The organism is Gymnodinialimonas mytili (assembly GCF_037544085.1).
Classification (GTDB): Bacteria; Pseudomonadota; Alphaproteobacteria; order Rhodobacterales; family Rhodobacteraceae; genus Gymnodinialimonas; species Gymnodinialimonas mytili.
The window spans coordinates 1,701,114-1,727,630 of sequence record NZ_JBBIFW010000001.1 but is presented as its reverse complement, the minus strand read 5'-3'; the positions used below and the strand labels follow the sequence as shown (position 1 = coordinate 1,727,630).

Sequence of the window (26,517 nt, the reverse complement as noted above, 5' to 3'; positions counted from 1 at the left end):
TGCCCCTCCTCCGGTTCTTGAGGCTTAGACAAGCAATAGGTTCGGGGCAACCGATTGCGCTTCAAACCCATCGCCTGCCCGCGTAGTTTCGCGGTGCAAGGGGGATGAGTATGGCCGGTCAAGTCACGCCAATGATGGCGCAATATCTTGAGATCAAGGGGCAATATCGGGATGCCCTGTTGTTCTATCGCATGGGCGATTTCTACGAGATGTTCTTTGAGGATGCGGTCGCAGCAGCCGAGGCGCTGGACATCGCGCTGACGAAACGTGGCAAGCATGACGGTGATGATATCCCGATGTGCGGCGTGCCTGCCCATTCCGCCGAAGGCTATCTGCTGACCCTGATCCGCAAGGGATTTCGGGTCGCCATTTGCGAGCAGATGGAAAGCCCCGACGAGGCGAAGAAGCGCGGCTATAAGTCGGTGGTGAAGCGCGACGTCGTGCGTTTGGTGACGCCCGGCACGCTAACAGAGGACACGCTGCTTGAGGCCCGGCGACACAATTACCTGGCCGCCTTTGCCGATATCCGGGGTGACGCAGCGCTGGCCTGGTGTGATATCTCGACAGGCGATTTCAGTGTCATGCCCTGTGCACCCGTGCGTCTGGGCCCTGAATTGGCGCGCCTTTTACCGAAAGAGGTTCTGGTGTCCGACGGGCTGGACGTAAGCCAGCAGGACGCCATCGCCGAATTTGGATCCGCCGTCACCCCGCTATCGCCCGGTAGCTTTGACAGCGCATCGGCCACCGCGCGTCTGACGGCATTGTTTGACGTGGCCACACTAGATGCGTTTGGTGACTTCAGCCGCGTCGAGCTTTCCGCCATGGGCGCGATCATCGACTATCTGGAGCTGACCCAGAAAGGCGCTTTACCATTGCTGCGGCCGCCGCGGCGCCATTCAGCGGAGCGGTTGCTGCAATTGGATGCCGCCACTCGCCGGAACCTGGAGCTGACCCATGCGCTGTCGGGCGGGCGGGCGAATTCGCTTTTGTCTGTTTTGGACCGCACGTTGACAGCCGGCGGCGCACGGCTGTTGGAGCGACGCCTTACCGGGCCGTCGACCCATCTGACTACGATCCGCGAGCGGCATGATTCTGTTGCTTTTTTTGTCTCTGACACTCTGGTTCGGGACGGTTTAGAAGGTGATCTTCGCCAGATCCCGGACCTTGATCGAGCGCTGTCGCGATTATCCCTGGATCGTGGCGGTCCACGTGATCTCGCCGCGATCCGTGACGGATTATCTGGCGCCGCGCGACTGGCCGAAATGCTGGATGATATCGATCTGCCGACCTTGCTAGCTGACGCCGCCGAAGATCTGACGGGCCATGATGAGCTGGTTGACCTGCTTAACGCGGCGCTGGTGGCGGAACCACCTCTGCAACTGCGCGATGGCGGGGTGATCGCAGCCGGGCAAAACACGGAGCTGGATGAGGTGCGCAAACTGCGCGACGAAGGGCGCGGCGTAATTGCTGAAATGCAATCCTCTTTTACAGAGATCACCGGCATTCAAAGCCTGAAAATCAAGCATAACAACGTGCTGGGTTACTTCATCGAAACCACCGCAACCCATGCGGAGAAGATGCTGAACCCGCCCCTGAGTGAGCGATTCATCCATCGCCAAACGACAGCAAATGCCGTTCGGTTCACGACCGTTGAACTGTCGGAGCTGGAAACCAAAATCCTCAACGCCGGGAACCGCGCGTTGGAGATTGAGCGGCAAGAATTCGAGGGCTTGCGGACGGCGATTCTGGAAAGACAAGATCAGGTCGGCAAGACCGCCCGTGCCCTGGCTGAATTCGATGTCGCATCTGGCTTGGCGCGCCGGGCACGTGAAGGGGATTGGTGCCGTCCCAATATGAGCGATGACCGGCAATTTCATGTCATTGGAGGGCGGCATCCCGTGGTCGAGGCCGCTTTGGCGAAGGACGGCGCGAGTTTTGTCGCCAATGATTGCGACCTCACCGCAGATACCGGTGCATCAATCACATTGCTGACCGGACCGAACATGGCCGGTAAGTCGACCTATCTGCGCCAAAACGCATTGATCGCCATCCTGGCTCAAACCGGCAGTTTCGTGCCCGCCCAAAGTGCAGATATCGGTGTTGTCAGCCAAGTTTTCAGCCGTGTCGGAGCGTCAGATGATTTGGCGCGCGGACGATCGACTTTCATGGTCGAAATGGTTGAGACGGCGACAATCCTTAATCAGGCGGACAGCCGCGCGCTTGTGATCTTGGACGAGATCGGCCGCGGGACGGCAACTTATGACGGCCTATCCATTGCCTGGGCGACGCTTGAGCACTTGCATGATGCAAATGGTTGCCGGGCCTTGTTCGCGACCCACTACCACGAGATGACATCGCTCGCCGCGAAACTCGACGGGCTCAGCAACGCGACGGTGGCGGTTAAAGAATGGGAAGGTGATGTCATCTTCCTACATGAAGTACGCGAAGGTGCCGCCGACCGATCCTATGGTGTGCAGGTCGCGAAATTGGCGGGTTTGCCCGACGCCGTCATCTCACGTGCACAGATTGTGCTGGATGCGTTGGAAAAAGGGGAGCGAGAAGGTGGCGACCGCAAAGCGGTGATCGACGATCTGCCCCTGTTCTCCATCACACCTCAACCCGCACCCAATCCCGCCAAGCCATCGGCTATCGAAGATTCGTTACGCGCCGTGCATCCTGATGAGATGACGGCGCGCGATGCTCTGAATTTGATCTATGAGCTGAAGGCGAAGCTTACCCCGCCGGAGTAGACGACACGCCAACCTGGGCCGGGCGCAGCAAACGGTCATGCAGCATGAAGCCTTCGGCCATCACTTGGATGATATCACCCGCCTTGGTGTCGGGCACCGGTGCTTCGAACATCGCCTGATGCTGTTGCGGATCGAATGTATCTCCGATCTCAGGCACAATCGGTGTGACCCCGTGCTTGCCAAAAACATTCAGCAATTCCTTCAAGGTCAGTTCGACACCTTCGATCAAACCACCTGCGGTCTCTTTCGACACATCATCGGCGGCATCGAGCGCGCGCCGCAGATTGTCGTAGACTGGCAGCAAGTCACGCGCCAGTTTCGACCCGCCGTAATGCTCGGCCTCACGCCGATCGCGATCCGCCCGTTTGCGCATATTTTCGGCATCGGCCAAGGCACGCAACATGCGGTCGCGGATCTCATCACGTTCAGCTTCCAAAGCGGCAATCACGGCATCGGCGCCAGAGCTGCTTTCAGCTTCCAAACCATCTTCGGCCAAAGACACTTTTGGCTCGGCATGTTCATCATCGTAAAACGGGTCTTCGTTTGGTTCGCCCATGTCATCCTCTCACGACCGGTCGGAGATCAACCGTCCGACCAGCTGCGCTGTATAATCAACGATCGGGACGATGCGTCCGTAATTCAGGCGCGTGGGCCCGATCACCCCCACTGCACCGACAATCTTTCGATCAGCGTTCATATAGGGAGAGACCACCAGAGAGGAACCCGAAAGTGAGAACAACTTGTTCTCAGAGCCGATGAAAATGCGCACACCATCGCCTTCCTCGGTCAGTTCCAGAAATTCAGTGATATCGCGCTTGCGTTCAAGGTCATCAAATAGCTGGCGAATGCGATCAAGATCCTCGGCCTCTTGGCTGTCGGACAACAGATTCGACCGGCCTCGCACGATCAATCGGGCCGCCTGGTCATTATCGTCCCACATCGCAAATCCCGATTCGATAAGACCAGATGCCAAATCGTCGATCTCGCGCCGTCGGGTTTCGATATCAACTTCGAGTTGTTGCCGGATCGACGTGACGGTCTGACCCTGGATCCGCGCATTCACAAAATTCGCAGCTTCCCGCATCGCCGATGCGGTTGTGCCCGGCGGCGGCGTGAATAAGCGATTTTCGACATGACCATCAGTAAACACTAACACAACTAAGGCTTGGCTCTGCGACAGCGAAACAAACTCGATATGCTGGATCGGCGCCTCATGTTTCGGAGATAGGACCAGGCTGGCGCCCTGCGTGGCCGAGGACAGTGCGGATCCGACCCTATCGAGCAATGCAGACACATCGGAGGCGTTGTTGTTCACCGTGCTATCGAGCGCCTGCTTGTCGCCTTGGGACAGATCGCCCACCTCAAGGAAACCGTCGACAAACATTCGCAGACCCAATTGCGTGGGCATGCGACCCGCGGAAATGTGTGGGCTATCCAGCAAGCCAAGATATTCGAGATCCTGCATAACGTTGCGGATCGTCGCGGCTGAGACCTTTTCCGTCATTGCGCGCGTCAATGTCCGCGAGCCCACCGGCGCGCCGCTTTCAAGGTAACCTTCGACCACCCTGCGAAACACCTCTCGCGAACGGTCATTCAGCTCATCTAAGATTTTACCCTGTTCGGTCATGTCGCCGCACGATTGCTTCCGGTCATTCGGGGTTGCGGCGGCGCTTGATGTCGGACTATCCCGGCACGGCGCAACCACTCACCATCAGGAGATATTTATGCGTCCTTCCGGCCGAAACCTAGACGAAATGCGCCCGATTTCCATTGAGACGGGTGTCACGCGCCACGCGGAAGGGTCATGCATGATCCGGTGCGGCGAAACGCATGTGCTGTGCACCGCTACCTTGGAGGAACGTGTGCCGCCATTCCTGAAGAATTCTGGGCTGGGCTGGGTGACCGCGGAATACGGTATGCTGCCTCGCGCCACACACACGCGGATGCGCCGTGAGGCTTCGGCCGGCAAGCAATCGGGCCGCACACAAGAGATCCAGCGCCTGATCGGGCGATCTTTGCGGGCAGGCGTTGACCGCTCTGCCCTGGGCGAGCGGCAGATCACCGTCGATTGTGACGTCATCCAGGCTGATGGCGGGACACGCTGCGCCTCCATCACCGGCGGGTGGGTCGCCCTGCGTCTGGCGGTGAACAAGCTGCTGAAAGCCGGCGATCTGATCAGCGACCCGATCACCGATAACATCGCTGCGGTATCCTGTGGGATCTATGCCGGTCAGCCGGTGCTCGATCTGGATTATCTGGAGGATTCCGAGGCCGGGACCGACAGCAACTTCGTCATGACCGGATCCGCCCGGGTCGTCGAATTGCAGGCCAGCGCCGAGGGCGCCACATTTTCGCGGGATGAATTCGACGCGCTTTACGGTTTGGCAGACAAAGGCATTGCCGAATTGGTCGCGGCCCAAAACGCGGCTGTCGCGGGATGAGACGGTTTACCGAAAAGGCTCTGCTGGTTGCGACGCACAATCAGGGCAAGCTGGACGAAATGCGTCATTTGCTTGAGCCTTTCGGGATCAGCGTAACGGGCGCCAAAGACCACAATCTGCCGGAACCCGAAGAAACCGGCACAACCTTTGTGGAAAATGCACGGCTCAAGGCCCATGCCGCCGCGCAGGCGACTGGGCTACCGGCGTTAAGCGATGATAGTGGCATTGAAATCGATGCTTTGGATGGTGCGCCGGGCGTCTACACGGCAGATTGGGCGGAAACACCTGACGGCCGCGATTTCACGATGGCCATGCGCGTCACCCACGAGAAACTCGAAAAGGCAAACGCGCCCTATCCCCGTAAGGCGCGCTTTTGTTGCACATTGGTACTGGCTTGGCCCGATGGTCATGACGAAGTCTTTCCCGGCGTGATGGCTGGACAGGTCGTCTGGCCAATACGCGGCGATCAGGGCCATGGATATGATCCAATCTTTCAACCCGATGGCTATGATCAAACCTTCGGTGAGATGGATCGTTGGGAAAAGAATAAGATCAGCCACCGCGCCGATGCCGTTCGGCAATTGGTAAAGATTTTTGGCGATGGCTGATTGGGAGACTGGCGGATTCGGTCTGTATATCCACTGGCCATTCTGCGAAGCGAAATGCCCGTATTGCGACTTCAACTCTCATGTCGCTGCGAAGATCGATCAATCAGCGTGGCGACAGGCCTATCTAAGTGAAATCCAACGGATCGCCTCCGAAACTCCGGATCGTGTCGTTCAATCGGTCTTCTTTGGTGGCGGAACGCCTTCTTTGATGGCTCCCGAGACGGTTGCCGAAATCCTGGAGAGCGTCCAAACGCATTGGCCCGTCGCCAACGATATCGAAGTGACACTGGAGGCCAACCCGTCCTCGGTCGAGAAAGATCGGTTTGCGGCCTATCGCGCTGCTGGCGTCACCCGTGTGTCAATTGGCGTACAGGCGTTAAACGACGCGGACCTGAAGCGCTTGGGTCGCCTTCATTCGGGCGCCGAAGCCCGAGAAGCGATCGAAACCGCGCAAACGACATTCGATCGCATGAGTTTTGACCTGATTTATGCGAGACAGGGTCAATCTCTGTCGGATTGGCGTGCGGAGCTGACAGATGCTCTCTGTCTCGGCGCCGACCACCTTTCGCTTTATCAACTGACAATTGAGCCTGGAACCGCATTCGGCGCGCGCCACGCCAAAGGCATGTTGCGCGACCTACCTAACGAGGATCTCAGCGCGGACATGTATGAGCTGACGCAGGAATTATGCGAAGCGGCTGGCAAACCTGCCTACGAGACCTCAAATCATGCGGGTGATATGGGCGCGAGCAGGCATAACCTCATCTACTGGCGCAGCGGCGACTGGGCTGGCATTGGACCCGGCGCCCACGGGCGGCTGACCATCGATGGCTCACGCTATGCGACGGAAACGCCCCCCAGTCCTTCAGCATGGCTTACGCAAGTACACCAAGTTGGACACGGGGAAGCGCCGCGGCATGCCCTAACACCCATCGAACATGGGGAGGAAATGCTGATGATGGGTTTGCGCCTAACTGAAGGCGTTTCTATCTCGCGTTTTCGAAACGTCTCTGGGGTGGATCTAAGCGCCGCTGCTATATCCGAACTCAGCGACCTTGGCCTGATTTCACTGAACGGCGATCGCTTGGCAACCACCGCAAAAGGCAGACCGGTTCTAAACGGGATATTGAGACAGATCTTAGCTTGAGCTCAGCACACGCATGAGATCATCTAATTGACCTAAGTCTTTGTAATTTATAGTTAATTTACCACTTCCAGAGCCTTGATCGTGATCGATCGAGACCTTCATCCCAATCGACGCAGTAAGATCTCGTTCCAATGCAATTGTATCGGCATCTTTTGAACGGGCCGCTGGACGCTGTGCTTGCCCACCGTCGCCAGATGCAGTTTTCGCGGCACGCTCTACCTCCCGCACCGACATCCCAGCCGACACAGCTTTCCGCGCGAGCCCAACCGGGTCATCCGCGGTGATCAAGGCGCGCGCGTGACCGGCGGACAAGCGACCGTCAACAAGCATCGACTGAACTTCGTCCGGCAATTGTAGTAACCGCATGACGTTCGCCAAATGACTTCGGCTTTTACCCATCGCTTGGGACAATTGCTCTTGCGTATGTCCGAACCGATCAATCAGCTGTCGATATCCCTGCGCTTCTTCGATCGGATTGAGGTCCGTGCGCTGGATATTCTCGATAATCGCGACTTCCAGAACTTCAGTGTCATCGAAGTTCCGCACGACAACTGGAACCGTGTGAAGCTGAGCGAGCTGAGCGGCACGCCAGCGACGTTCCCCCGCGACGATTTGATAACTCCCGTCGTCGGTTGGATCAGGCCGCACGATCAGTGGTTGGATAATGCCCTTCTCCGAAATCGAGGCCGCCAGATCGGCGAGCGCATCTTCGGAAAAATGACGCCTTGGCTGATCGGGATTCGGACGAATGGACTCGACCGGAATCTCTCGCTCTGGACGACTTTGCGCAATTCCACCAGATGATGTAGGCTCAGCTGTCGCTGGCGCAATATCGGCCTCAGCCATAAGTGCTGATAATCCACGGCCAAGCCCGCGACGATCCCTTTGTTTCGCCATTATACGGGCTCCTTCTGTGATGTTTGTCGCGCGATCAGCTCCTGCGCCAGATCGATATAAGCATGACTGCCCTTGGATGTCGGGTCATACGCGATGACGGGCAATGCAAAAGACGGCGCCTCTCCCAACCGGACATTGCGTGGAATTCGAGTTTTGAACACCAACTGACCAAGCGTTTTGCGCGCGTCTTCTTCGACTTGGCGGCTTAGATTATTGCGCGGATCGTGCATTGTCAGGACAACACCTTCAATGCGGATGCTGGGGTTAGCTGTCTCGCGAATATCGCGGATTGTCAGCATGAGTTGCGACAATCCTTCTAGCGCGAAAAACTCTGCTTGCAGCGGGACCAATACGGAATCCGCAGCAACGAGAGCATTGACAGTCAGCAAGCTCAGCGACGGGGGACAATCTATCAGGACGATATCATAGAGCTTATCGCTTTGATGCAGAGCTTCCTTCAAAAGAAAGATCCGATTGTCTCTGCTGCTCAGCTCGACATCGGTTGAACTAAGATCCGTTGTCGCTGGGGCGATCGCAAGATTTGCCACATCCGTTGGCACAACAACATCCCGCAACGCCGCACCTTCAAGCAGAAGATCATAGGTTGTGAGCTCGCGATCAGTCGAGTCCACACCTAATCCTGTCGACGCGTTGCCCTGCGGATCAAGATCAATAATCAGAACCTTGTATTCCATCGCAGCCAGAGTTGCGCCCAGATTGATGGCTGTGGTTGTTTTCCCAACGCCACCCTTTTGATTTGTGATGCCGATAACACGCATGGCTCAGGGGTCCGAATATCAATTGTGGAATCTAAGGATGACAGCGCTAGGATCGGTCTGGCTTGGCACCACATCCACCTTTGTTTGCCAGTCAGGATCGAGGGTTTCAAGCTCATCCTGATACGTTGCGCCCTTTGGGAACAACATGATCGCACCCTGCGCGAGATGGGGGGTCGCATAGGCGACAAGCTGATCCAACTGCGACAATGCGCGAGCGGAGACAACTTGGGCGTTTTGCTGCGGGATCTGATCAATTCGCCGACTTAGAATGTTCACCTTAATACCCATTGCTCGCGCCGTTTCCCTAAGAAATCCACATTTTCGGATATCACTCTCCACCAGCGTCACGGTTAGATCTGGAGATTTTTCGGCAGCGATCGCTGCGATGACCAGTCCAGGGAATCCACCTCCGGATCCCAGGTCCAGCCAGCTACCACTCACGTTTCCAGCAATATCCCAGAGCTGTGCGGAATCGAGGAAATGGCGCGACCATATGACATCCAGCGTTTTGGGTGCTACGAGGTTGATTGTGCGCTGCCATTTCAAAAGAAGGGCTTGATAGATATCCAACCGTTCTGATGTTTCACGTGAAACATCAGAAAGCACATGCGCCCGCGCTTCATCTTCAGTCACGCCGAAATCCGTTCCATGTGGCGCAGCTTTGCCAGGATCAATGCCAGCGCTGCAGGTGTCATGCCATCGATACGCCCGGCTTGCCCCAAGGACGATGGCTTCACCCGTGTTAGCTTTTCGGTCAGCTCGTTTGAGAGACCTTCGACAGAGGAATATGGGAAATTGCCTGGGATCGATTTCGCTTCATCCCTGCGCAAGGCCTCTGCATCACGGTTCTGGCGTGCAACATAGGTCGCGTAGACCGCCTCGATCTTTAGCTGATTTTGTGTGTCTGCATCGACATCTTTGAAAGCTGGGCACGCTTTGACCAGATCAGAGGGCTGAATATCGGGAAATGCCAGCAAATCCAGGCCATCGCGACGCTTACCATCGGCATTGACCGGCAGGCCAACAGACTTCGCTTCGCCTGGCGACAGACGAAGCTCTTTCAACACCTGGCGTCCGTGACTGAGCCGCTCCATCTTCTGAGAAAACGCGCAGATGCGCTGTTCATCGCAAAGACCCAACTCGATCGCCAGCGGTGAAAGCCTCTGATCTGCATTATCCGCCCGCAAAGACAGACGATATTCGGCGCGCGATGTGAACATGCGATACGGTTCCATCACACCACGCGTCACAAGATCATCGACCATGACGCCAATATAACTTGTCGCACGCGAGAACTGTGCAGGATCTCGACCCAAAGCACGATGAGCCGCATTTAAGCCAGCAACCAATCCTTGTGCTGCGGCCTCTTCATATCCTGTCGTGCCATTGATTTGACCTGCAAAGAAGAGGCCAGACATGTTCTTCACTTCAAGCTCAGAGGTCAGATTGGTTGGATCAACGTAGTCATATTCTATCGCGTATCCTGGCTGCAGAATCTCCGCGTTTTCCAAACCTTTGATCGAATGCACGTAACGAACCTGCACATCCAACGGCAACGAGGTCGAGATACCGTTTGGATAGATCACATCAGATCCGACGCCCTCAGGCTCAAGGAAAATCTGGTGAGAGGTTTTATCGGCAAACCGGACCACCTTGTCTTCAATAGATGGGCAATATCGTGGGCCAACTCCTTCGATCATACCGCCATACATTGCTGACCGATCCAAGTTTTCCTGGATAATAGCATGCGTATCGGTGTTCGTATGAGTGATCGCACAGCTTACTTGTGGCGCTTGCACCGACGTCGTCATGAACGAAAAGAAGACAGGATCAGGATCACCCTCCTGTTTCGGAAAAGAATCCCAATCAAGCGACGTTTTTGAAAGGCGCGGCGGTGTTCCGGTTTTCAAACGCGCTGTCGTCAGGCCCAAACCGCGCAAACGCTCCGCTAGATAGGTCGCAGGGCGATCCCCCCAGCGGCCACCGCTTTCTTTCTTGTCACCGATATGAATGGTTCCGCCCAAAAACGTTCCAGTCGTTATGATCAAGGCAGGCGCTTTAAGGATGCTATCATCGGCTAAACGAACACCATCCACAGAACCATTCATATCGAGAATATCGACGACTTCGCCTTCGATGATGGTCAGGTTATCTATCTTTGTAAGACGGTCCGTCACAGCGCGGCGGTACAACTTACGGTCTGATTGAGCGCGCGGACCTTGTACTGCCGCACCTTTCCGACGATTCAACAGCCTGAACTGGATACCAGCAGCATCTGCCGCCTGCCCCATGAGCCCGCCCATTGCGTCAATCTCGCGAACAAGGTGCCCCTTCCCGAGACCTCCAACCGCCGGATTACAGGACATAACGCCAAGATCGGTCTTTTTCAGAGATATCAACGCGACACGCGCGCCTACACGACAGGCGGTATCGGCAGCCTCTGCACCTGCATGACCACCGCCCACAACGATGACATCAAATTTAGAATGTTCCACGTGAAACACCCTCACTTGCCAATACAAAAATTCGAGAAAATCTCACCTAAGACCATCTCTACATCAACACGCCCGATCAATGAGTCAAGTGCACCAACCGCAGCCCGGGTGCGTTCGGCTACCAATTCAATTGGTCCATCATTGCTCGCAATATCTTGCGCAATTTCCAACTCAGATGCGGCACGTTGAAGATTTCCGCGCTGCCGCTCAGATACAGTCGTGCGCACGGTTGCCATTCTACCTTCCAAAACAGCGAAGATATCAGCAAGCATTTGATCGATACCTGCGCCAGTTTTCCCTGAAAGCGTACCTGCACCCCCAGGATCGCCTTTTGCAATATAGCTGAAATCGATCCTGCCGTCTAAATCCGCGCGAGGCTGCCAATCGTCGGTTCGCAGCAGAATTCGAAGATCCGCATCCAAAGCGCGTTGGATCGCACGGGCGACACCAATCTTTTCGACATGATCCGTCGTATCTCTCAAACCGGCAGTGTCCAGAAACGTGACCGGCACGCCGTGAACATCTAAGCGTGCCTCCACAACATCACGTGTGGTTCCAGCCATCTCGGATGTAATTGCGACCTCGCGTCCTGCAAGCGCGTTCAGCAATGTCGACTTTCCCGCATTCGGTGCACCGACAATCGCTACCTCAAATCCGTCGCGCACACGTTCCGCCACAAAAGATCCAGCAATTTCATCTGATAGATCCGATGACACCTGGCGCAACAGCTCCATCACCTCGGGCATCACGTCGGTGGGCACATCTTCATCAACAAAATCGATCGTGGCTTCCATCAACCCCGCGGCACGAAGCAAATCGCTTCGCCATTTCTCAGTTCGCTTGGTCAATTCACCATCAAACAACTGAGAGGCTTGTTTTCGCTGCGCTTCCGTCTCGGCGTTGATAAGGTCCCCTAACCCTTCGACCTGCGCGAGATCCATTGCCCCATTCAGAAGTGCGCGTTGGGTGAATTCTCCCGGCTCTGCCAGGCGTGCGTGACCTGTCGCTTCGATGGCTGATTGGATCGCAGCCACCACGGCAACACTGCCATGTACTTGAAATTCAACAACATCTTCGCCTGTAAAGCTGGACGGGCCTTCAAAAAACAAGACTAAACCGCGGTCAAGAACATCCCCGTCCACCGAACGAATGGACCGCAACCGATGATGCCCAGGAGCTGGCAAATCACCAACCAGCGATGTCGCGACCAAAACAGCATCTGGCCCGGATATGCGTATGATCGCCACGCCCGCTTTTCCCCGGGCCGACGCCTGGGCGAAAATCGTTCGCATGGCGACCTCCGGTCTAAGTGTTCATCGAGTCGAAGAACTCGGAATTGGTCTTCGTCTGTTTCAACTTTGAAATCAGGAACTCAATCGCATCGGTCGTTCCCATCGGGTTCAGGATCCGCCGCAAAACAAAAGTCTTCTGCAAGTCACCCTTATCGACAAGCAGATCTTCTTTCCGCGTTCCCGATTTCAGGATGTCCATCGCTGGGAACACACGCTTGTCGGCAACCTTGCGATCCAGAACAATCTCGCTGTTACCGGTACCCTTGAACTCTTCGAAGATCACTTCATCCATCCGGCTCCCGGTATCGATCAGAGCGGTCGCAATGATGGTCAGCGATCCACCCTCTTCGATGTTCCGAGCCGCACCGAAGAAGCGTTTTGGGCGTTGCAGCGCGTTCGCATCCACGCCGCCGGTCAAAACTTTACCTGAGCTCGGCACCACCGTGTTGAAGGCGCGTCCAAGTCGGGTGATCGAGTCGAGCAGAATGACGACATCCCGCTTATGTTCCACCAAGCGTTTGGCTTTCTCGATCACCATCTCAGATACTGCCACATGGCGTGTCGCCGGCTCATCGAAAGTAGATGAAATGACCTCACCCTGCACGGAACGCTGCATGTCCGTCACTTCTTCTGGGCGTTCATCGATCAACAGGACCATCAGATAGCATTCCGGGTGGTTCGTCTCGATCGACTTCGCAATGTTCTGAAGTAGAACGGTTTTCCCTGTCCGCGGCGGAGCGACGATCAGGCTCCGCTGGCCTTTCCCAATAGGCGAGACCAGGTCGATAATCCGGGCAGAGCGGTCTTTGATGGTCGGATCTTCGATTTCCATGGTCAGACGTTCGTCGGGATAGAGCGGCGTCAAATTGTCGAAACTAACCTTATGTCGGGCGCGCTCAGGTTCTTCAAAGTTGATCGATGCCACTTTCACCAGACAGAAATAACGCTCCGTCTCACGCGGCGCTGTGATCACACCCTCGACGGTATCCCCTGTCCTGAGGGAATGCTGGCGGATCATGTCAGGCGAAACATAGATATCATCGGGACCTGGAAGATAGTTCGCCTCCGGGCTCCGCAGAAATCCAAAACCGTCCTGTAGCACTTCCAGAACGCCATCTCCGGAAATCTCCCAGCCTTCCTCAGCACGATCTCTGAGGATCTCGAACATCATGTCGCCCTTACGCATGGTTGAGGCGTTCTCGATCTCCAGATCTTCAGCCATCGCCAAAAGGTCTTTAGGGGACTTCGCCTTGAGATCAGACAGGCTTAGGGTGTTCTCGGTCATGGGGTATCCGATATCCGTGCAAAGCATCTCAGCCCAGCATATGGTCGTAAATATATGTGAAGGTGCTGTCCCGGACGGGCTGCAATACTCAGCTAAGTTCCTAGGAGCCGTCTGTCAATCTGCACCTTAGGCTCATGAACGAATAAATAAGAAAGAAAGAATCTTATTTTGTTGTTCTTAGTAGCACCGAGGAGAACGCGGATAAGTCAGTTGTGAACATTTTCTTAACACGTTTGCAATTCCTCCTTCCGCCAGCGTTATCTCGATGCAGATCTTCGATAATAAACATGTATACAATATATTTATCAGATGCTTATGCTGCGATTACCTGTTAACAAAACGTTGAAAACTTACGGGCAGAAGAGCATAACTTCTGAGGTAGGTTTCTTCACAAGCTTATCTTCCCCCGGGCAGAAACATCATGGCAGTTGTCACAAAACCCGCGCAAAGCGCTAGCCGGGCGGTGATGAAAAAACTTCACCACAATCGACACAGGCCGATTACACAGGTTTTCAACAGGGATGTGCTGAACCGGGCTACCATGACAAAAATCACGTTGGCTTCGTCGTCACCCATACGACTTCAACTTCTTGAAAATGTTGGGTTATCCGTAAGAACGCACCCGGTTCGTGTAGATGAAGACGCGATCCGAGAGGCTTTGATTGCCGAAGATGCCAGCCCGCGTGACATTGCCGATACCCTTGCTGAATACAAAGCGAGGCGTGCGTCAGATCAATGTCCAGCCGACCTGATTCTCGCTGCCGATCAGGTTCTGGCCCTGAAACGGCAGGTTTTTGCCAAGCCCAACGACCGCGATGAGGCAGCGGAACACTTGGAGTTGCTATCTGGACAAACCCATCATCTCTATTCGGCTGCCTGCATCTATCAGGCCGGGAAACCGCTTTGGCGCCATGTCGGCACCGCCAGGATGACCATGCACGCCCATACCAGCGCTGAAATCCAAGTCTATCTGCAGCAAGCATGGCCCGATGCATGCTACTGTGTCGGCGCCTATCAGGCCGAAGGTTTCGGCGCGAAGTTGTTCTCACGGATTGAAGGGGATTGGTTCTCGGTCCTCGGGTTGCCGTTGCTGGATATTCTGTCCTACCTTCGATTGCGGGGGTCAGATGATCATGGCTAAGAACATCATTCCGCTGGCCGGCGTCATCGGCGATCCGGTGGCGCAGTCTTTGTCGCCGCGGCTCCATGGCCATTGGCTGCGCCGCTACGGTTTGCCTGGCCACTATATTCCCATGCATGTCAATCACACGGATCTTCCTGACGTCTTGGATACTCTTCCACGGATGGGATTTGCCGGTGTCAATGTTACGATCCCCCACAAAGAGCTGGCCTTGAGTCTCGCCGATAACGTCACGGACCGGGCTGCGTTAATCGGGGCAGCCAATACACTGACATTCATGGCAAACGGTCAGATTCAGGCTGACAATACCGATGGCATCGGCTTTCTCGCCAATATCCGCCAATCACTACCCGGGTGGAGCGCTTCGGCGGGTCCTGCCTTGGTGTTGGGCTCTGGCGGTGCAGCGAAGGCGATTGTCTCTGCCCTAATCTCTGATGGCGCGCCGCTGGTTTACGTCGCCAATCGCACCCGGGCGCGCGCTGATGGGTTGCGCGAACAATTCGGGGCCCGTGTCTCGCCGCAAGACTGGACAAAGATCGCCGATCTTGTTGGGGATTGCGCGTTGATCGTGAACACGACGTCCCTTGGGATGCAGGGTCAACCGCCTTTGTCTTTTGATCTTAGCCGCTTGTCGCCGCCAACAATTGTGACGGATATCGTCTACACGCCCCTGGAAACCGATCTCCTTGCCGAGGCGAAACAGCGAGGATGCGAGACGGTGGATGGGCTTGGTATGCTTCTTCATCAAGCGGTGCCTGGGTTTGAGCGCTGGTTCAGCTACACACCCCTGGTTGATGAAGATCTGCGTCAGGCCGTTTTGGCGCCGTGAGCGTTACGCTTGGTCTAACCGGCTCGATCGGTATGGGGAAAAGCACCACGGCGCAGATGTTTCGCGATCTGGATGTGCCGGTATGGGATGCGGATGCGGCGGTTCATCACCTCTATGCGCCGGGCGGTGGCGCGGTCGCTCCAATTGGTGAACTTGTGCCCGAGGCGATACGCGATGGCGGTGTCGACCGCGTGGTTCTGAAACAGCATCTCGCCGCAGATCCATCATTATTTGCCCGGCTTGAATCCATCGTTCATCCGTTGGTTGCCGAAGATCGTTCAAAGTTCCGCAGGGCGCATGAGAACTTCCCCCTGGTGGTATTCGATATCCCGTTGCTGTTCGAAACCGGTGGGGACGCTCACTTTGATGCAACTCTCGTTGTCACCACGGATGCTTCAGAACAGCGGCGCCGAGTCTTGGCGCGTGGGACGTCGGAACAGGTGTTCGAGGATTTGCTTGCGCGGCAGATATCAGATGCCGACAAACGCCACCGGGCGACCTATGTCATCCGGACAGATACACGCGAAGCTACTCGCAAAGCGGTTGCAGATTTGGTATCCAAGCTTTCTATAGACACTAAAGAAGACCCTTAGATGCGCGAAATCGTCCTTGATACCGAAACCACAGGGTTAAACCCGTTCGATACGCCGCGCCATCGGATTGTCGAAATCGGCGCGGTCGAACTTTGGAACCAGGTGCCCACCGGCAAGACCTATCACCAGTACATCAACCCGGAACGCGATATGCCGACCGAAGCGTTTGAGGTGCATGGCATCGGTGATGAGTTTCTAGCTGACAAACCGGTATTCACTCAGGTGGTGCAAGCTTTCCTGGATTTTGTTGGTGACGCCAAGATGGTCATCCACAATGCTGAATTCGATATGCGGTTCCTGAATGCCGAGCTTGAATGGGCGGGCCATCGGCTATTGCCCAACGACCAGGCGTTGGACACGTTAAAGATTGCTCGGCGGCGCTTTCCAGGTTCGCCTGCATCGCTGGACGCCCTGTGCCGCCGGTTCGGGATCGACAATTCCGCGCGGGAAAAGCACGGCGCTTTGCTCGATTCCGAAATTCTGGCGGAGGTCTATCTAGAGCTTACTGGCGGCAAACAGCCCGATTTCGCCTTGGCTCAGGCCGAAAAGCGAAGTTCCGGCTCGGACGCGGATGAAAGCTGGCGACCCCGGCCTCGCACACAGACTTTACCATCTAGAGTAACGGAAACGGAAAAGGCCGCGCATGCGGCCTTTGTCGATAAACTTGGCGATGACGCGTTGTGGCGTCGGTTTAGCTGATCAAGCTGTGCCCTGTGCCGTCTGCTGCGCCCGAGCGGCCAATTGCTGACGGTAGAGCGCCACGAAATCGATTTGATCCAGATTCAGCGGTGGGAACCCACCATCGCGTGACACGTCAGAGACGATGCGGCGCACGAACGGGAACAGCATCCTCGGGCACTCGATCATCAGGAATGGATGTAGCTGTGCCTCTTGAACGTTTTCGATCAGGAACACGCCGCCATATTCCAGCTCGATCAAGAAGATCGCCTTCGGTTCGTCTTCCTTGGTCTTCGACTCGATCTTGACCTTCATGATCACGTCGAACTGATTTTCAGTTGGGCGTTTGCGCGCATCAAGTGCGACCTGCACCTGAATGTCGGGCTGGCCATTGGCGACCACGGCATTCTGAACTGCGGCGTTTTCAAAGGATAAATCACGGATAAACTGACCCAAAATCTGCATCTTGGGCAAAGTGGGCATCGCCGTGTCTGGCGCGCCCTCGGTTGCGTCGCCGTTTGCGGTGGCGTCGGACATTGTTGGACTCCCTAAATCAAGGTCGCGCCGTCCATAGCAGGCGGGCGCGCAGGCCTCAATCCCGGGTCCAACCTGAAGGCCCGCTGGGGCGATCCGCCTCGGAATAGGTGCCCTCGATGATCGTGTCATCTTGTGGGCGCCATCCCGCGTCGCGGCTCACGGTCTGAACTTTCACACGTTTCTTCAGCTCTCGCAGAACGCCTCGGCGCACGCCCGGGATCAAAAGTGCGAAACCGACGGCATCAGTGAAAAAGCCAGGCGTCAACAGAAGCGCGCCCGAGAACAAGATCATGGCCCCATGGGCCAAAGGTTCGGTCGGATCGCGTAAATCGTCAAAACTCGACCGCAATTGTGCCAAGGCTTGGGCACCTTGGCTGCGTACCAAGGCGGTTCCGACAAATGCGGTGACGACGACGATCGCAAGCGTTGGCCAAAGACCGATCCAACCGCCCACCTGGATGAACAATCCGATCTCAACCAGCGGAACGATGATGAAAAGTAAAAGCAGCCACATGTCGATATCGCCTCAAAGTCGATCCAATCAGGAGGGATTTCACCCCATGCGCCCTAAGGCGACATGGACTTGACCCATCCCCTCACCTACATATGTGCCTGAAACGCCAAAAATGAACCCATTCGCCTTGCTGAGGTGCCATGAACTCGTCCCTCTTGTCTCTGTTGGTGCTTGCTGGCATCGCAATTTTCCTGATCCTGCGGCTTCGATCCGTCTTGGGCACGCGCGAAGGGTTTGAAAAGCCAGTCGCGCGTCCGGACACGTTGCGGTCAGGGCCGCGGCAGCAATTTGAGGTGATCGAAGGCGGCCCCGACGAAGATATCATCGACCATGTCGAAGATGGATCCGACAGCGCCAAAGCCCTCGCTGCAATGAAGCTGGCCGAGCCTGGTTTTCGGGTGTCTGAATTCTTGCAGGGCGCGCGCCAGGCCTACGAGATGATTTTAATGTCGTTTGAGCGCGGCGATGTCGACGGCCTGCGCCCCTTTTTGGCGGACGACGTCATGGAAACCTTCGAGGCGGTCATCAATCAGCGCAATGAGCAGGGTCTTAGCATTGAGGCTGAATTTGTCGGTGTGCGCGAGACCGTCCTGCAAGTCGCCACATTTGATCGTGACACTAACACCGCCGAGATCACCGTGCGCTTTGTTGCGGAACTGACCAGCGTTGTTCGGAATTCCGATGGCGAAATCATCGAAGGCGACACCAGCGAGATCAAACGTCAGCGCGACGTGTGGACATTTGCCCGGTCGATGGGGTCCGATGATCCCAACTGGGCGCTGGTGGCAACCGACGGATGATCCATGCGGCTGCGGGCGGCTGTCCTTTCCTTTTGGCTGGCGACGACTGGTGCTGTGGCGGATGAACCCGTCCAGCTTGTGGAATTTGCCGATCTAGACGGCTGGGCTGCGGATGATCATGCCGCAGCCCTTGCGACGTTTCAGTCTACTTGCATGGATCTGGATGGGTCCGATTGGGACGCGATTTGCGCCGTTGCCGATACTGCGCCTGATGCCCGCACGTTCTTCGAGCTGTTTTTCCAACCGGTCCTGATTGGGAGCGAGAGCCCGGCCCTGTTCACCGGCTATTTTGAGCCCGAGCTAAGCGGTTCGCGGCAGCGTATCGGGCGCTATAGATTTCCGGTCTACAGATTGCCGCCAGAGGTTGATGGCCAATGGCTGACTCGTGCGCAAATCGAAGAAACGGGTGTGCTTGAAAATCGCGGGCTTGAGATTGCTTGGGTCGATGATCCGGTGGAATTGTTTTTCCTGCAAATTCAAGGCTCTGGTCGGATCACGTTGACGGATGGCGATATCATCCGTGTTGGATATGCTGGACGCAACGGGCATGAATATCGCTCGGTCGGGCAAGAACTTGTACGTCGTGGCATCTATCAGCCGCATCAAGTTTCCGCGCAGGTTATCCAATCCTGGGTCCGTCGCAATCCTGTTGCCGGTCGGGATCTGTTGCATCACAATCCATCTTACATCTTCTTCCGCGAGGTCGATATCAGCGATCCAGAGCTTGGGCCGCTCGGGGCGATGAACCGCAACATCACGCCGCTGCGCAGCATCGCGGTGGATCCAGAATTCACGCCACTGGGCGCGCCGGTCTGGATCGAGAAGGACGGCGCGGATGAGATGCGACGCTTGATGATCGCCCAAGATACCGGCGGCGCGATCCGTGGTGCTCAGCGCGCGGACATTTTCTTTGGCTACGGCGATGCGGCGGGCGAGGCCGCTGGCACGATCCGGGATCCCGGCCGCATGATCGTGTTGTTGCCCATCGAACGGGCCCATCAATTGGTTCCGGATGCCTGAATATGGCGAAGCGCGGCAAACGAGGTCTCTCGTCTGAGGATAAGGCCCTTTGGGAACGTGTTGCGGCCACGGCCAACCCAATGGATCGCCGTGGTGCTCCGAAGATTGCGGATATCCCTGTTCCGTCCAAACCTCAGATCAGGCCGGAGCCCACAACCACCGCTGATCGCCTACCCGCCTTCCGCCTGGGCGAAAAATCATCGTTCAATTCCGGCACCACCAACCATTCGCCGACATTGTCGGCCAAGCTGGCCCATGCGCCGGTACGGATGGATCATGGCACGCATAAACGAATGCTCCGTGGCAAATTGAAGCCCGAGGCGCGCATTGATCTGCATGGCATGACGCTGTCAGAGGCCCATCCGGCACTGATTGGCTTCATAAACTCTGCTTATGATCGAAATCTAAGATTGGTTTTGATCATAACTGGCAAAGGCAAGGATCGGGACAGTGGTGGCCCGATCCCAATCCGGCGCGGTGTCCTGAAGCATCAGGTGCCCGGCTGGCTCACCGCGCCGCCCTTGGGTGCCCTTATCCTCGACATCCGCGAAGCGCATCAACGCCACGGCGGTGGCGGCGCCTACTACGTCTACATGAAACGACGGCGATGAACTCAGCGCAGGTTTGGCGGGCTCAGCACGACTTGGGTTGCGTTTTGGATGATCAGAACCGTGCCTGGAATCAATCCGGGTAGCTGCGTTGGATCTTGCTCGAAGGATTGGTTCACGCGATTGACATCCCTGAGGATCTGGATGACCGCAGGCGACGTGGCGCCAGCGAAGTGATTGAACGGATCCCGCGTACCACCCTGAAACTCGGAGATATCGATCAATGTGATTTCGAAATCGGCAACCTCATCCGCCGAGGCGAGATTTCCAACGCGCGCGGGCGATCCTGTGATCCGGGCCGAAAGGCCCAGCGCTCGGTCGCGTTGCGAAGTGAAAATGATGAAGGGTTGTGGTAGCTCGCCGATGCGCATGGCTTGGCTACGAAATACATCCACATCAATGTCCGGCGAAAACAGGATCACGCCGTTGATCTGACCGATCACATCCTCGCGCCGCCCAATCCGAAGCTGTCGCAATAGCTCCATCACCACGGACGATCCAAGCGAATGGGCGATCAGAACCACATTCAACCCGGCATCCGTGATCTGGGTGACCAGTTGCTCCAGCCCGTCCCTCGCAAAAAGCGCCGAATCTCGATCATAGGCATACCAAAGCGGATGTGCGGCGCTGGGCCAAGCGTAGTGAACGGCAAGGCCCGGGATGTCAAAATCATGCCGGATCTGCGCGGTTCGGTAGAGGCCGGACCCAAAGGTGTTGTTGAACCCGTGGATGAAGATCATCACCTCGCGCGTGCCGCGCCGCTTAGCCTCCGCGATCAGCGCCTCGCGAAATCCGCGATCTCCGCCCAGTTGCTCGCCAGAACTGGCCACAAAATCGGATTGTAAATTTGGGCCGCGCGGGCCGCCCCGCGCCGGATTGACTGCGCCGGCCAAACGGTCTGGCGGAACATTGACCGAAAACCGTGCAAAGCTCAGATACTCCTGCCGGTCCACCTGGAAGGCACCATCGGCGAAGATCCGGTTTGTGGCGACAAATACCGTTTCACTGCTGCCTAAACCCGCTGCTTCCGGCACGATCATCAGATCCGGCGCGTCCCCACATGCCAGTAATGGCAGGCAGGCTGCGCTGGCCATGAAGCTTCGGCGAGAGAGGATTGCGCGTGTCATGGCCCCGCATACCAAGCTTGGCTTACAAAACGTAGCGGCTCAAATCGGTACTGCGCGTCAATTCGCCGAGATTGTCATCGACAAAGCTGGCATCTACGCGGATTTCCGCACCGGCCCGGTCTGGGGCGGTAAAGCTAAGCTCCTCAAAAACGCGCTCCAAAACGGTATAAAGCCGCCGCGCACCGATGTTTTCAATGCTCTGGTTCACCTCTGCTGCAATACGCGCCAAGGCTGCGATCCCATCATCGGTGAACTCGACCGTGACCTCTTCAGTGGCCATGAGCGCGGTGTACTGGCGTGTCAGGGCGTTGTCGGTTTCGGTCAGGATTCTCACGAAATCTTCTTCAGTAAGCGCACGCAGATTGACCCGGATCGGTAGACGGCCCTGTAGTTCCGGCAGCAGATCCGAGGGCTTGGCGATGTGAAACGCGCCCGAGGCAATGAACAGGATATGGTCGGTTTTCACCGGGCCGTGTTTGGTCGAAACGGTTGTGCCTTCGATCAATGGCAACAGGTCCCGTTGCACGCCTTCGCGGCTGACGTCCGCCCCACGCGCATCGGAGCGCGCGCAAACCTTGTCAATCTCGTCGATGAAGACGATCCCGTTTTGCTCAACGGCACGCAGGGCCTCCTTTGTGACCGTTTCCGCATCCAGTAGCTTGTCCGCCTCCTCATCAATGAGGATCTCGTAGCTGGCGGCGACGCTTAACCGGCGTTTCACCTTGCGACCCCCCATCCCTTTGAACAGATCGCCCAGGTTCATCATGCCGCCGCCCATACCACCAAGCCCACCAGGTTGTCCGGGGATCTCAAACCCGCCAAACGGGTTGGAATTGTCGGTCACCTCAAGTTCGATGATCGTGTCGTCCAGCTCACCGGCACGGAGCTTCTTGCGGAACATCTCGCGTGTTTGCTCGCGGGCGGTGTCACCTGCCAATGCCTCAATCACGCGTTCTTCCGCGGCATCATGGGCCTTCGCCTTCACCTCTTCGCGCATGTTCTCGCGGATCATAATTTGCGCTGCATCGACGAGATCGCGGATGATCTGTTCCACGTCGCGCCCGACATATCCGACCTCGGTGAATTTTGTGGCTTCCACTTTTAGGAAGGGCGCTTTGGCGAGTTTTGCCAGGCGCCTCGAAATTTCGGTTTTGCCAACGCCGGTGGGCCCAATCATCAGAATATTCTTCGGATAAACCTCATCCCGCAGGTCGTCGCCCAGTTGTTTGCGCCGCCAGCGATTGCGCAACGCCACGGCGACCGCGCGCTTGGCATCGGATTGGCCAATAATGAAACGGTCCAGCTCGCTGACGATTTCGCGCGGGGTAAGATTGGTCATATTCGGGCTCCTTTCGCCCATACCTAGTCAGTCACGAAAAATGCGCAACCAATCACGAGGCCGTGGGGGTGGGCTGACGAGATGGCCACGTCTGTGCATGTATTTCGACACTCACCTAAAGGAGCCAAGGATATGGACCGTCGCCACTTTCTTTTCACCGTCGCCTCGACTGCAGCGGCAACCACAGCATTCGCCACCCTACCCGCATCTGCCGGTGGTCACGGCCGTATTGGCACGTTTCAAGGCCGGTCAAATCACGTGACCTCGGGCCGCGTCGAAATCGTCGATGGGCGCGTCAATCTTCTAGATGATTTTTTCTTCGATGGGGCGCCGGATCCCAAGGTTGCCTTGGGCAATAACGGCTATGATCCATCAACCCTCATGGGCCTTTTGACATCAAACACTGGCGCGTCCAGCTATCAGATCCCCGATGGGATCAATCCCGACGATTACAACGAGGTTTGGATCTGGTGCGAGCGGTTTAACGTTCCGCTGGGCGTTGCGCGGCTGACCTAAATCGCAAAAGGCGGCAACCTGGTTTTGCCTGGAAATCCTACCAAGGCGCGGATGATCGCGCCTTGGCCTAAAGGTCGTCGCGGGTGATATCGCTTATGCGCTGATCGTCTCAACGGTGAGATTTCCGTTTGTATAGACACAGATATCAGCGGCGATCTGCATTGCGTCGCGGGCAACGGTTTCGGCGTCTTTGTCGCCGTCGATCATTCCGCGAGCCGCAGCAAGCGCGTAGTTCCCGCCGGACCCAATGGCGGCTATCCCGTGTTCGGGTTCCAGCACATCGCCGGCGCCGGTGATGATATAGAGTTCGGATCCGTCGGTGACGATCAGCATCGCTTCGAGCTTCTGCAGATACTTATCGGTGCGCCAGTCTTTTGCCAGCTCGACCGAGGCGCGTTGAAGCTGGCCGGGTGTCGCCTCCAGCTTGGATTCCAGCCGTTCCAGTAACGTGAAGGCATCCGCCGTCGACCCGGCAAAGCCGCAGACAACATCATATCCGCCAGGGCTCAGCCGCCGCACTTTACGCGCCGAGCCTTTTATCACTGTTTGTCCAAGGCTCACCTGCCCGTCACCGGCCACCACCACTTGGCCGCCCTTGCGGACGCCGATGATTGTCGTGCCATGCCAGCCGGGAAATTCGTTACTTGCCATCGGGATCTCCGTTTTTCTACGCCCTATATGGCGAGCGTCACGGTCCGCGGCAAGCTATCCGCCGGGCCAACCACGGCGCCGGGGCACCCGAACCGCCAGCATCGGCATCAGCCAGGGGCCGCGGAACCGATCAAGATCCAGCGCCTCGTAGACGCCGATGGTTTCCTCGCCGTTGATCTGTGTCTGAATGGCCGAACGATTGTAGAACGGGGCGTCCAGCATCGCTTTGACCTGCTTTGGCCGATAACCCGCATCCGCCCGTGTTTCCCGCCGCACCATCCACAAAGGCCTGTTCAGTTTCGCTTTCGGGGGAATTTGGATCGCGTATGGGCTGCCGTCTTCGGCAAAGCCAACGCCGGTTCCCATCGCCGTTCCATCGCGCCTTTGCAGATCATAAAAACACGCTGATCCGTCTGACAGTGGAAAGCGCCCCCAAGTCCAATAGTTGAAATCGGCCTCCAGGGCGCGCGTGCCGAAATTCGCATCGAAATAGCCATGGCCGGTCCAGGTCCAGCCTGGCCTATTGAGCATCACCTCGATCCGCGCGGTTGGAGCAAAGGGACGCCAGATATGGGCGCCATCTTCTGTCAGCGGCATTTCGACATTCGTGATCGCGCTGGGATGGATTGTGACCATGCCGCTGATCCGTTGGGCATGGGGGGTCGAAATCTCGTTCACTTCGACCTCAAGCCGGTCGCCGCGCCACACCATGGCAGAGGGCCCGATTTGAAGCCGATCCTCCGATAGACCAAGCGCATCGGCGCCCCGGTCTGTCATGGTCCATCGCCCGCCGCGTCCATAGGTAACGACGTTTAAACAGCAATGGTTCGCCGGGTTGCGCCGTCCGCTCCACCGATACCAGGGCGAAAAGACCGATCCTATGAAGCCGATGATGGAGATGGCGCGGGTGCCATCGTCGCTGATCCCGTCGACATACCACCAGGCATAGCCATCGGGCGGGACGTCGATATCGAAGCAAGGTCGCTGAGTATCGCCGCGGCCGCGTGCTTGCCGGAGAGGCAGGCCATCGGGATCCCCGCCCCCGGATGCGCCCCGCCGCCCGCCAGATAGAGCCCCGGTATTGTCGTTCGTGCTGTGGGTCGTTGGAACGTGGCAGACATCCCGTGCGGGCTCCTCCCGTAGAGGGAACCGTCCGACGCGGGAAAGGCCCGGTTGAAATCCGCCGGCGTGGTCAACGCGCTGATGTCGGGTGTCGGAGAGAAGGTCAAACCCATCCGCGCTAACGTCTCGAACGTGCGTGTTTGGCATGTTTTTCTATCCTCCGTCGTCGTCCTGTGACCGGGTGGGCCGTTCATGATGATTTCAAAGCGTTCAGGTCCATCGTGTGTCCGGGCACCCCGATCCTGTGCGCAGACATAGAGGCTCGCGTCGCGTGGCATCTGACCCTGAGCAAGATCGCCGAATTCCACCTTTGGATCGTCGCAGAAGAAGACGTTGTGGTGCACCAGATCAACGCCCGCTGGTTCAGCGGCAAATCCCCAAACGAAGGCGGACAAGCTGCGCGGCTCGGTCCCGGTATCTGGAACAGCGCCCGTGACGGCATCGCCCAAAAAGCCATGGCGCAATGCGCGCGGGTCACCATTGAAAACGATCACGTCAGCTGGAAGGCATGTGCCGTCAAGAAGAACCGCCTGCGCGATGCGCCCCTCTGATTGATCGATTTGGGTGACAGGCTGACTGAAGATGAACTCCACGCCTTTCGAGGCTGCGAGGTCGTGCATGGCCTTGGCCAGGCCATGCATTCCGCCCGCCACGCTCCAAACGCCCTGCGCTTCGGAATGCCAAATCAAGCCCAACACGGCGGGGCTTTGATAGGGCGAGCCGCCGACATATGTGGCGTAACGCCCGAAAAGCTGTTGCAATCGAGGATCACTGAAGCTGAGCGATAGGCGCCGCGCGAGGCTAAGGCCGGGCGCCATAGCGGGGATCAAGGACGGTTTCCTCAGCACATGGGCTGTTAGCCTGCTGAAACGCGGAGTGTCCGCTTGCATCACCGGCCCATCGAACGCCTCGAATAGCGCGCGGGCCTTAGCGCTGAAGCGACGGAATTGCCGCTCGGCCTTGGCGCCTGCAAAGTTGCGGACAGCCTCGGCGCTCGCGTCAGGGTCGTCGAACAGGTCAAGGCTGGATCCGTCACGCCAATGATGCCGCGCCAGCAGGGGGTCACGATGGAGTGTGACGTGATCGGTCAAGCGCTCCCCCAGATTTGCGAAGAGCTCTTCAAAGACCGGGCGCATGGTCAATACAGTCGGGCCGATATCAATCGGGCCTGCATCAGATGGGGTGGTGCGCATCTTGCCGCCCGGCATATCGGCTGCCTCGACAACTGTTACCGCCAGACCTTGCGCGACCAAACGCATTGCAGCCGAAAGACCGCCGATACCGGCGCCAATTACAACGGCACGGGTCTGCGAACGGGTCAGCGCATCATCCTCCAAGTGTCAGTCAT

At 57.0% G+C, this 26,517-nt stretch carries 27 protein-coding genes; 12 read left to right on the top strand and 15 right to left on the bottom strand.

What is annotated here, in order from left to right; all coding sequences use genetic code 11:
* The first annotated feature begins 110 nt into the window (after positions 1-110).
* Positions 111-2,750, top strand: coding sequence for a DNA mismatch repair protein MutS (mutS, locus tag V8J82_RS08605; RefSeq protein WP_339974210.1), 2,640 nt, complete (start codon positions 111-113; stop codon positions 2,748-2,750).
* Here mutS and V8J82_RS08600 read toward each other — a convergent pair.
* Entirely contained in the window at positions 2,734-3,306 is a 573-nt protein-coding gene (locus V8J82_RS08600) for a nucleotide exchange factor GrpE (RefSeq protein WP_339974208.1), read from the bottom strand. The two genes, mutS and V8J82_RS08600, sit on opposite strands and share 17 nt — an antisense overlap.
* A 9-nt stretch (positions 3,307-3,315) precedes the next feature.
* The gene (gene hrcA / locus V8J82_RS08595; protein WP_339974206.1) at positions 3,316-4,377 is read right to left on the bottom strand and encodes a heat-inducible transcriptional repressor HrcA; all 1,062 of its coding nucleotides are present in this window, start codon (positions 4,375-4,377) and stop codon (positions 3,316-3,318) included.
* 97 nt (positions 4,378-4,474) lie between these two features.
* Between hrcA and rph the strand changes: the two genes are divergently transcribed.
* The 3 genes from rph to hemW are packed head-to-tail and all read left to right on the top strand — an operon-like array spanning position 4,475 to position 6,946.
* Positions 4,475-5,191, top strand: coding sequence for a ribonuclease PH (rph, locus tag V8J82_RS08590; RefSeq protein WP_339974204.1), 717 nt, complete (start codon positions 4,475-4,477; stop codon positions 5,189-5,191).
* Complete coding sequence (gene rdgB / locus V8J82_RS08585; RefSeq protein ID WP_339974202.1) at positions 5,188-5,799, top strand: RdgB/HAM1 family non-canonical purine NTP pyrophosphatase; 612 nt, start codon at positions 5,188-5,190, stop codon at positions 5,797-5,799. The genes rph and rdgB overlap by 4 nt, the downstream gene beginning before the upstream one ends.
* A complete protein-coding gene (gene hemW / locus V8J82_RS08580; RefSeq protein WP_339974200.1) occupies positions 5,792-6,946 on the top strand; it encodes a radical SAM family heme chaperone HemW in 1,155 nt (384 codons plus the stop codon). Before rdgB ends, hemW begins: the two co-directional genes overlap by 8 nt.
* Here hemW and V8J82_RS08575 read toward each other — a convergent pair.
* The 6 genes from V8J82_RS08575 to rho are packed head-to-tail and all read right to left on the bottom strand — an operon-like array spanning position 6,938 to position 13,694.
* Positions 6,938-7,843 (bottom strand): ParB/RepB/Spo0J family partition protein, encoded by a 906-nt coding sequence (locus V8J82_RS08575; protein ID WP_339974198.1) that lies wholly within the window; start codon positions 7,841-7,843, stop codon positions 6,938-6,940. The genes hemW and V8J82_RS08575 overlap by 9 nt on opposite strands.
* Positions 7,843-8,622: a ParA family protein gene (locus V8J82_RS08570; protein ID WP_339974196.1), complete on the bottom strand. Its 780-nt coding sequence runs from the start codon at positions 8,620-8,622 to the stop codon at positions 7,843-7,845. The genes V8J82_RS08575 and V8J82_RS08570 overlap by 1 nt, the downstream gene beginning before the upstream one ends.
* 18 nt (positions 8,623-8,640) lie before the next feature.
* A complete protein-coding gene (rsmG, locus tag V8J82_RS08565; RefSeq protein ID WP_339974194.1) occupies positions 8,641-9,255 on the bottom strand; it encodes a 16S rRNA (guanine(527)-N(7))-methyltransferase RsmG in 615 nt (204 codons plus the stop codon).
* Positions 9,252-11,126: a tRNA uridine-5-carboxymethylaminomethyl(34) synthesis enzyme MnmG gene (mnmG, locus tag V8J82_RS08560; RefSeq protein ID WP_339974192.1), complete on the bottom strand. Its 1,875-nt coding sequence runs from the start codon at positions 11,124-11,126 to the stop codon at positions 9,252-9,254. Before mnmG ends, rsmG begins: the two co-directional genes overlap by 4 nt.
* Positions 11,127-11,128: 2 nt before the next feature.
* Positions 11,129-12,409: a tRNA uridine-5-carboxymethylaminomethyl(34) synthesis GTPase MnmE gene (mnmE, locus tag V8J82_RS08555; RefSeq protein ID WP_339974190.1), complete on the bottom strand. Its 1,281-nt coding sequence runs from the start codon at positions 12,407-12,409 to the stop codon at positions 11,129-11,131.
* Between the two features lie 13 nt (positions 12,410-12,422).
* The gene (rho, locus tag V8J82_RS08550) at positions 12,423-13,694 is read right to left on the bottom strand and encodes a transcription termination factor Rho (protein WP_339974188.1); all 1,272 of its coding nucleotides are present in this window, start codon (positions 13,692-13,694) and stop codon (positions 12,423-12,425) included.
* A 421-nt stretch (positions 13,695-14,115) separates the two neighbouring features.
* Between rho and V8J82_RS08545 the strand changes: the two genes are divergently transcribed.
* The 4 genes from V8J82_RS08545 to dnaQ are packed head-to-tail and all read left to right on the top strand — an operon-like array spanning position 14,116 to position 16,956.
* Positions 14,116-14,835: a Maf family protein gene (locus V8J82_RS08545; RefSeq protein ID WP_339974186.1), complete on the top strand. Its 720-nt coding sequence runs from the start codon at positions 14,116-14,118 to the stop codon at positions 14,833-14,835.
* A complete protein-coding gene (locus V8J82_RS08540; RefSeq protein WP_339974184.1) occupies positions 14,828-15,664 on the top strand; it encodes a shikimate dehydrogenase in 837 nt (278 codons plus the stop codon). The genes V8J82_RS08545 and V8J82_RS08540 overlap by 8 nt, the downstream gene beginning before the upstream one ends.
* The gene (coaE, locus tag V8J82_RS08535) at positions 15,661-16,257 is read left to right on the top strand and encodes a dephospho-CoA kinase (RefSeq protein ID WP_339974181.1); all 597 of its coding nucleotides are present in this window, start codon (positions 15,661-15,663) and stop codon (positions 16,255-16,257) included. Before V8J82_RS08540 ends, coaE begins: the two co-directional genes overlap by 4 nt.
* Positions 16,258-16,956: a DNA polymerase III subunit epsilon gene (gene dnaQ, locus V8J82_RS08530; protein ID WP_339974179.1), complete on the top strand. Its 699-nt coding sequence runs from the start codon at positions 16,258-16,260 to the stop codon at positions 16,954-16,956.
* Here the strand turns inward: dnaQ and secB are convergent, their stop codons facing one another.
* Together secB and V8J82_RS08520 are read right to left on the bottom strand one after the other, a co-directional pair.
* On the bottom strand, positions 16,957-17,472 hold the full coding sequence (gene secB, locus V8J82_RS08525; RefSeq protein WP_339974177.1) for a protein-export chaperone SecB: 516 nt from the start codon (positions 17,470-17,472) through the stop codon (positions 16,957-16,959).
* 55 nt (positions 17,473-17,527) lie between these two features.
* A complete protein-coding gene (locus V8J82_RS08520) occupies positions 17,528-17,986 on the bottom strand; it encodes an FxsA family protein (protein ID WP_339974175.1) in 459 nt (152 codons plus the stop codon).
* 140 nt (positions 17,987-18,126) lie between these two features.
* On the opposite strand from V8J82_RS08520, the gene V8J82_RS08515 reads away from it, so the two are divergent.
* Genes V8J82_RS08515 through V8J82_RS08505 form a run of 3 tightly spaced genes read left to right on the top strand, consistent with a single transcriptional unit; the run spans position 18,127 to position 20,417 of the window.
* Positions 18,127-18,786 (top strand): Tim44/TimA family putative adaptor protein, encoded by a 660-nt coding sequence (locus V8J82_RS08515; protein ID WP_339974173.1) that lies wholly within the window; start codon positions 18,127-18,129, stop codon positions 18,784-18,786.
* A 3-nt stretch (positions 18,787-18,789) separates the two neighbouring features.
* The gene (gene mltA / locus V8J82_RS08510; RefSeq protein ID WP_339974171.1) at positions 18,790-19,806 is read left to right on the top strand and encodes a murein transglycosylase A; all 1,017 of its coding nucleotides are present in this window, start codon (positions 18,790-18,792) and stop codon (positions 19,804-19,806) included.
* 2 nt (positions 19,807-19,808) lie between these two features.
* Entirely contained in the window at positions 19,809-20,417 is a 609-nt protein-coding gene (locus tag V8J82_RS08505) for a Smr/MutS family protein (RefSeq protein WP_339974169.1), read from the top strand.
* Between the two features lie 2 nt (positions 20,418-20,419).
* Here V8J82_RS08505 and V8J82_RS08500 read toward each other — a convergent pair whose 3' ends face one another.
* Both V8J82_RS08500 and hslU read right to left on the bottom strand, forming a co-directional pair.
* Positions 20,420-21,541 carry an alpha/beta hydrolase gene (locus tag V8J82_RS08500; RefSeq protein WP_339974167.1) on the bottom strand — a complete coding sequence of 374 codons (1,122 nt, stop codon included), beginning with the start codon at positions 21,539-21,541 and terminating at the stop codon, positions 20,420-20,422.
* Between the two features lie 22 nt (positions 21,542-21,563).
* On the bottom strand, positions 21,564-22,880 hold the full coding sequence (gene hslU, locus V8J82_RS08495; RefSeq protein ID WP_339974165.1) for an ATP-dependent protease ATPase subunit HslU: 1,317 nt from the start codon (positions 22,878-22,880) through the stop codon (positions 21,564-21,566).
* Positions 22,881-23,012: 132 nt separating this feature from the next.
* Between hslU and V8J82_RS08490 the strand changes: the two genes are divergently transcribed.
* Positions 23,013-23,396, top strand: coding sequence for a DM13 domain-containing protein (locus V8J82_RS08490; RefSeq protein ID WP_339974162.1), 384 nt, complete (start codon positions 23,013-23,015; stop codon positions 23,394-23,396).
* 93 nt (positions 23,397-23,489) lie between these two features.
* On the opposite strand, the gene hslV is transcribed toward V8J82_RS08490, so the two are convergent.
* The 3 genes from hslV to crtD are packed head-to-tail and all read right to left on the bottom strand — an operon-like array spanning position 23,490 to position 26,506.
* The gene (gene hslV, locus V8J82_RS08485; protein ID WP_339974160.1) at positions 23,490-24,047 is read right to left on the bottom strand and encodes an ATP-dependent protease subunit HslV; all 558 of its coding nucleotides are present in this window, start codon (positions 24,045-24,047) and stop codon (positions 23,490-23,492) included.
* A gap of 54 nt (positions 24,048-24,101) precedes the next feature.
* Complete coding sequence (gene crtC, locus V8J82_RS08480; protein ID WP_500796447.1) at positions 24,102-24,929, bottom strand: carotenoid 1,2-hydratase; 828 nt, start codon at positions 24,927-24,929, stop codon at positions 24,102-24,104.
* On the bottom strand, positions 24,926-26,506 hold the full coding sequence (gene crtD / locus V8J82_RS08475; RefSeq protein ID WP_339974158.1) for a 1-hydroxycarotenoid 3,4-desaturase CrtD: 1,581 nt from the start codon (positions 26,504-26,506) through the stop codon (positions 24,926-24,928). The genes crtC and crtD overlap by 4 nt, the downstream gene beginning before the upstream one ends.
* Positions 26,507-26,517: the final 11 nt, after the last annotated feature.

Bases quoted from the DNA above. Each gene is read 5' to 3' on its own strand.
- rho (WP_339974188.1), bottom strand. From the start codon at position 13,694: ATGACCGAGAACACCCTAAGCCTGTCTGATCTCAAGGCGAAGTCCCCT.
- V8J82_RS08570 (WP_339974196.1), bottom strand. From the start codon at position 8,622: ATGCGTGTTATCGGCATCACAAATCAAAAGGGTGGCGTTGGGAAAACA.
- hslV (WP_339974160.1), bottom strand. From the start codon at position 24,047: ATGGCAAGTAACGAATTTCCCGGCTGGCATGGCACGACAATCATCGGC.
- mltA (WP_339974171.1), top strand. From the start codon at position 18,790: ATGCGGCTGCGGGCGGCTGTCCTTTCCTTTTGGCTGGCGACGACTGGT.
- V8J82_RS08575 (WP_339974198.1), bottom strand. From the start codon at position 7,843: ATGGCGAAACAAAGGGATCGTCGCGGGCTTGGCCGTGGATTATCAGCA.
- hrcA (WP_339974206.1), bottom strand. From the start codon at position 4,377: ATGACCGAACAGGGTAAAATCTTAGATGAGCTGAATGACCGTTCGCGA.
- secB (WP_339974177.1), bottom strand. From the start codon at position 17,472: ATGTCCGACGCCACCGCAAACGGCGACGCAACCGAGGGCGCGCCAGAC.
- rph (WP_339974204.1), top strand. From the start codon at position 4,475: ATGCGTCCTTCCGGCCGAAACCTAGACGAAATGCGCCCGATTTCCATT.
- hslU (WP_339974165.1), bottom strand. From the start codon at position 22,880: ATGACCAATCTTACCCCGCGCGAAATCGTCAGCGAGCTGGACCGTTTC.
- V8J82_RS08500 (WP_339974167.1), bottom strand. From the start codon at position 21,541: ATGACACGCGCAATCCTCTCTCGCCGAAGCTTCATGGCCAGCGCAGCC.
- V8J82_RS08540 (WP_339974184.1), top strand. From the start codon at position 14,828: ATGGCTAAGAACATCATTCCGCTGGCCGGCGTCATCGGCGATCCGGTG.
- V8J82_RS08490 (WP_339974162.1), top strand. From the start codon at position 23,013: ATGGACCGTCGCCACTTTCTTTTCACCGTCGCCTCGACTGCAGCGGCA.
- V8J82_RS08505 (WP_339974169.1), top strand. From the start codon at position 19,809: ATGGCGAAGCGCGGCAAACGAGGTCTCTCGTCTGAGGATAAGGCCCTT.
- V8J82_RS08515 (WP_339974173.1), top strand. From the start codon at position 18,127: ATGAACTCGTCCCTCTTGTCTCTGTTGGTGCTTGCTGGCATCGCAATT.
- V8J82_RS08600 (WP_339974208.1), bottom strand. From the start codon at position 3,306: ATGGGCGAACCAAACGAAGACCCGTTTTACGATGATGAACATGCCGAG.
- hemW (WP_339974200.1), top strand. From the start codon at position 5,792: ATGGCTGATTGGGAGACTGGCGGATTCGGTCTGTATATCCACTGGCCA.
- mnmE (WP_339974190.1), bottom strand. From the start codon at position 12,409: ATGCGAACGATTTTCGCCCAGGCGTCGGCCCGGGGAAAAGCGGGCGTG.
- dnaQ (WP_339974179.1), top strand. From the start codon at position 16,258: ATGCGCGAAATCGTCCTTGATACCGAAACCACAGGGTTAAACCCGTTC.
- V8J82_RS08520 (WP_339974175.1), bottom strand. From the start codon at position 17,986: ATGTGGCTGCTTTTACTTTTCATCATCGTTCCGCTGGTTGAGATCGGA.
- rdgB (WP_339974202.1), top strand. From the start codon at position 5,188: ATGAGACGGTTTACCGAAAAGGCTCTGCTGGTTGCGACGCACAATCAG.
- mutS (WP_339974210.1), top strand. From the start codon at position 111: ATGGCCGGTCAAGTCACGCCAATGATGGCGCAATATCTTGAGATCAAG.
- V8J82_RS08545 (WP_339974186.1), top strand. From the start codon at position 14,116: ATGGCAGTTGTCACAAAACCCGCGCAAAGCGCTAGCCGGGCGGTGATG.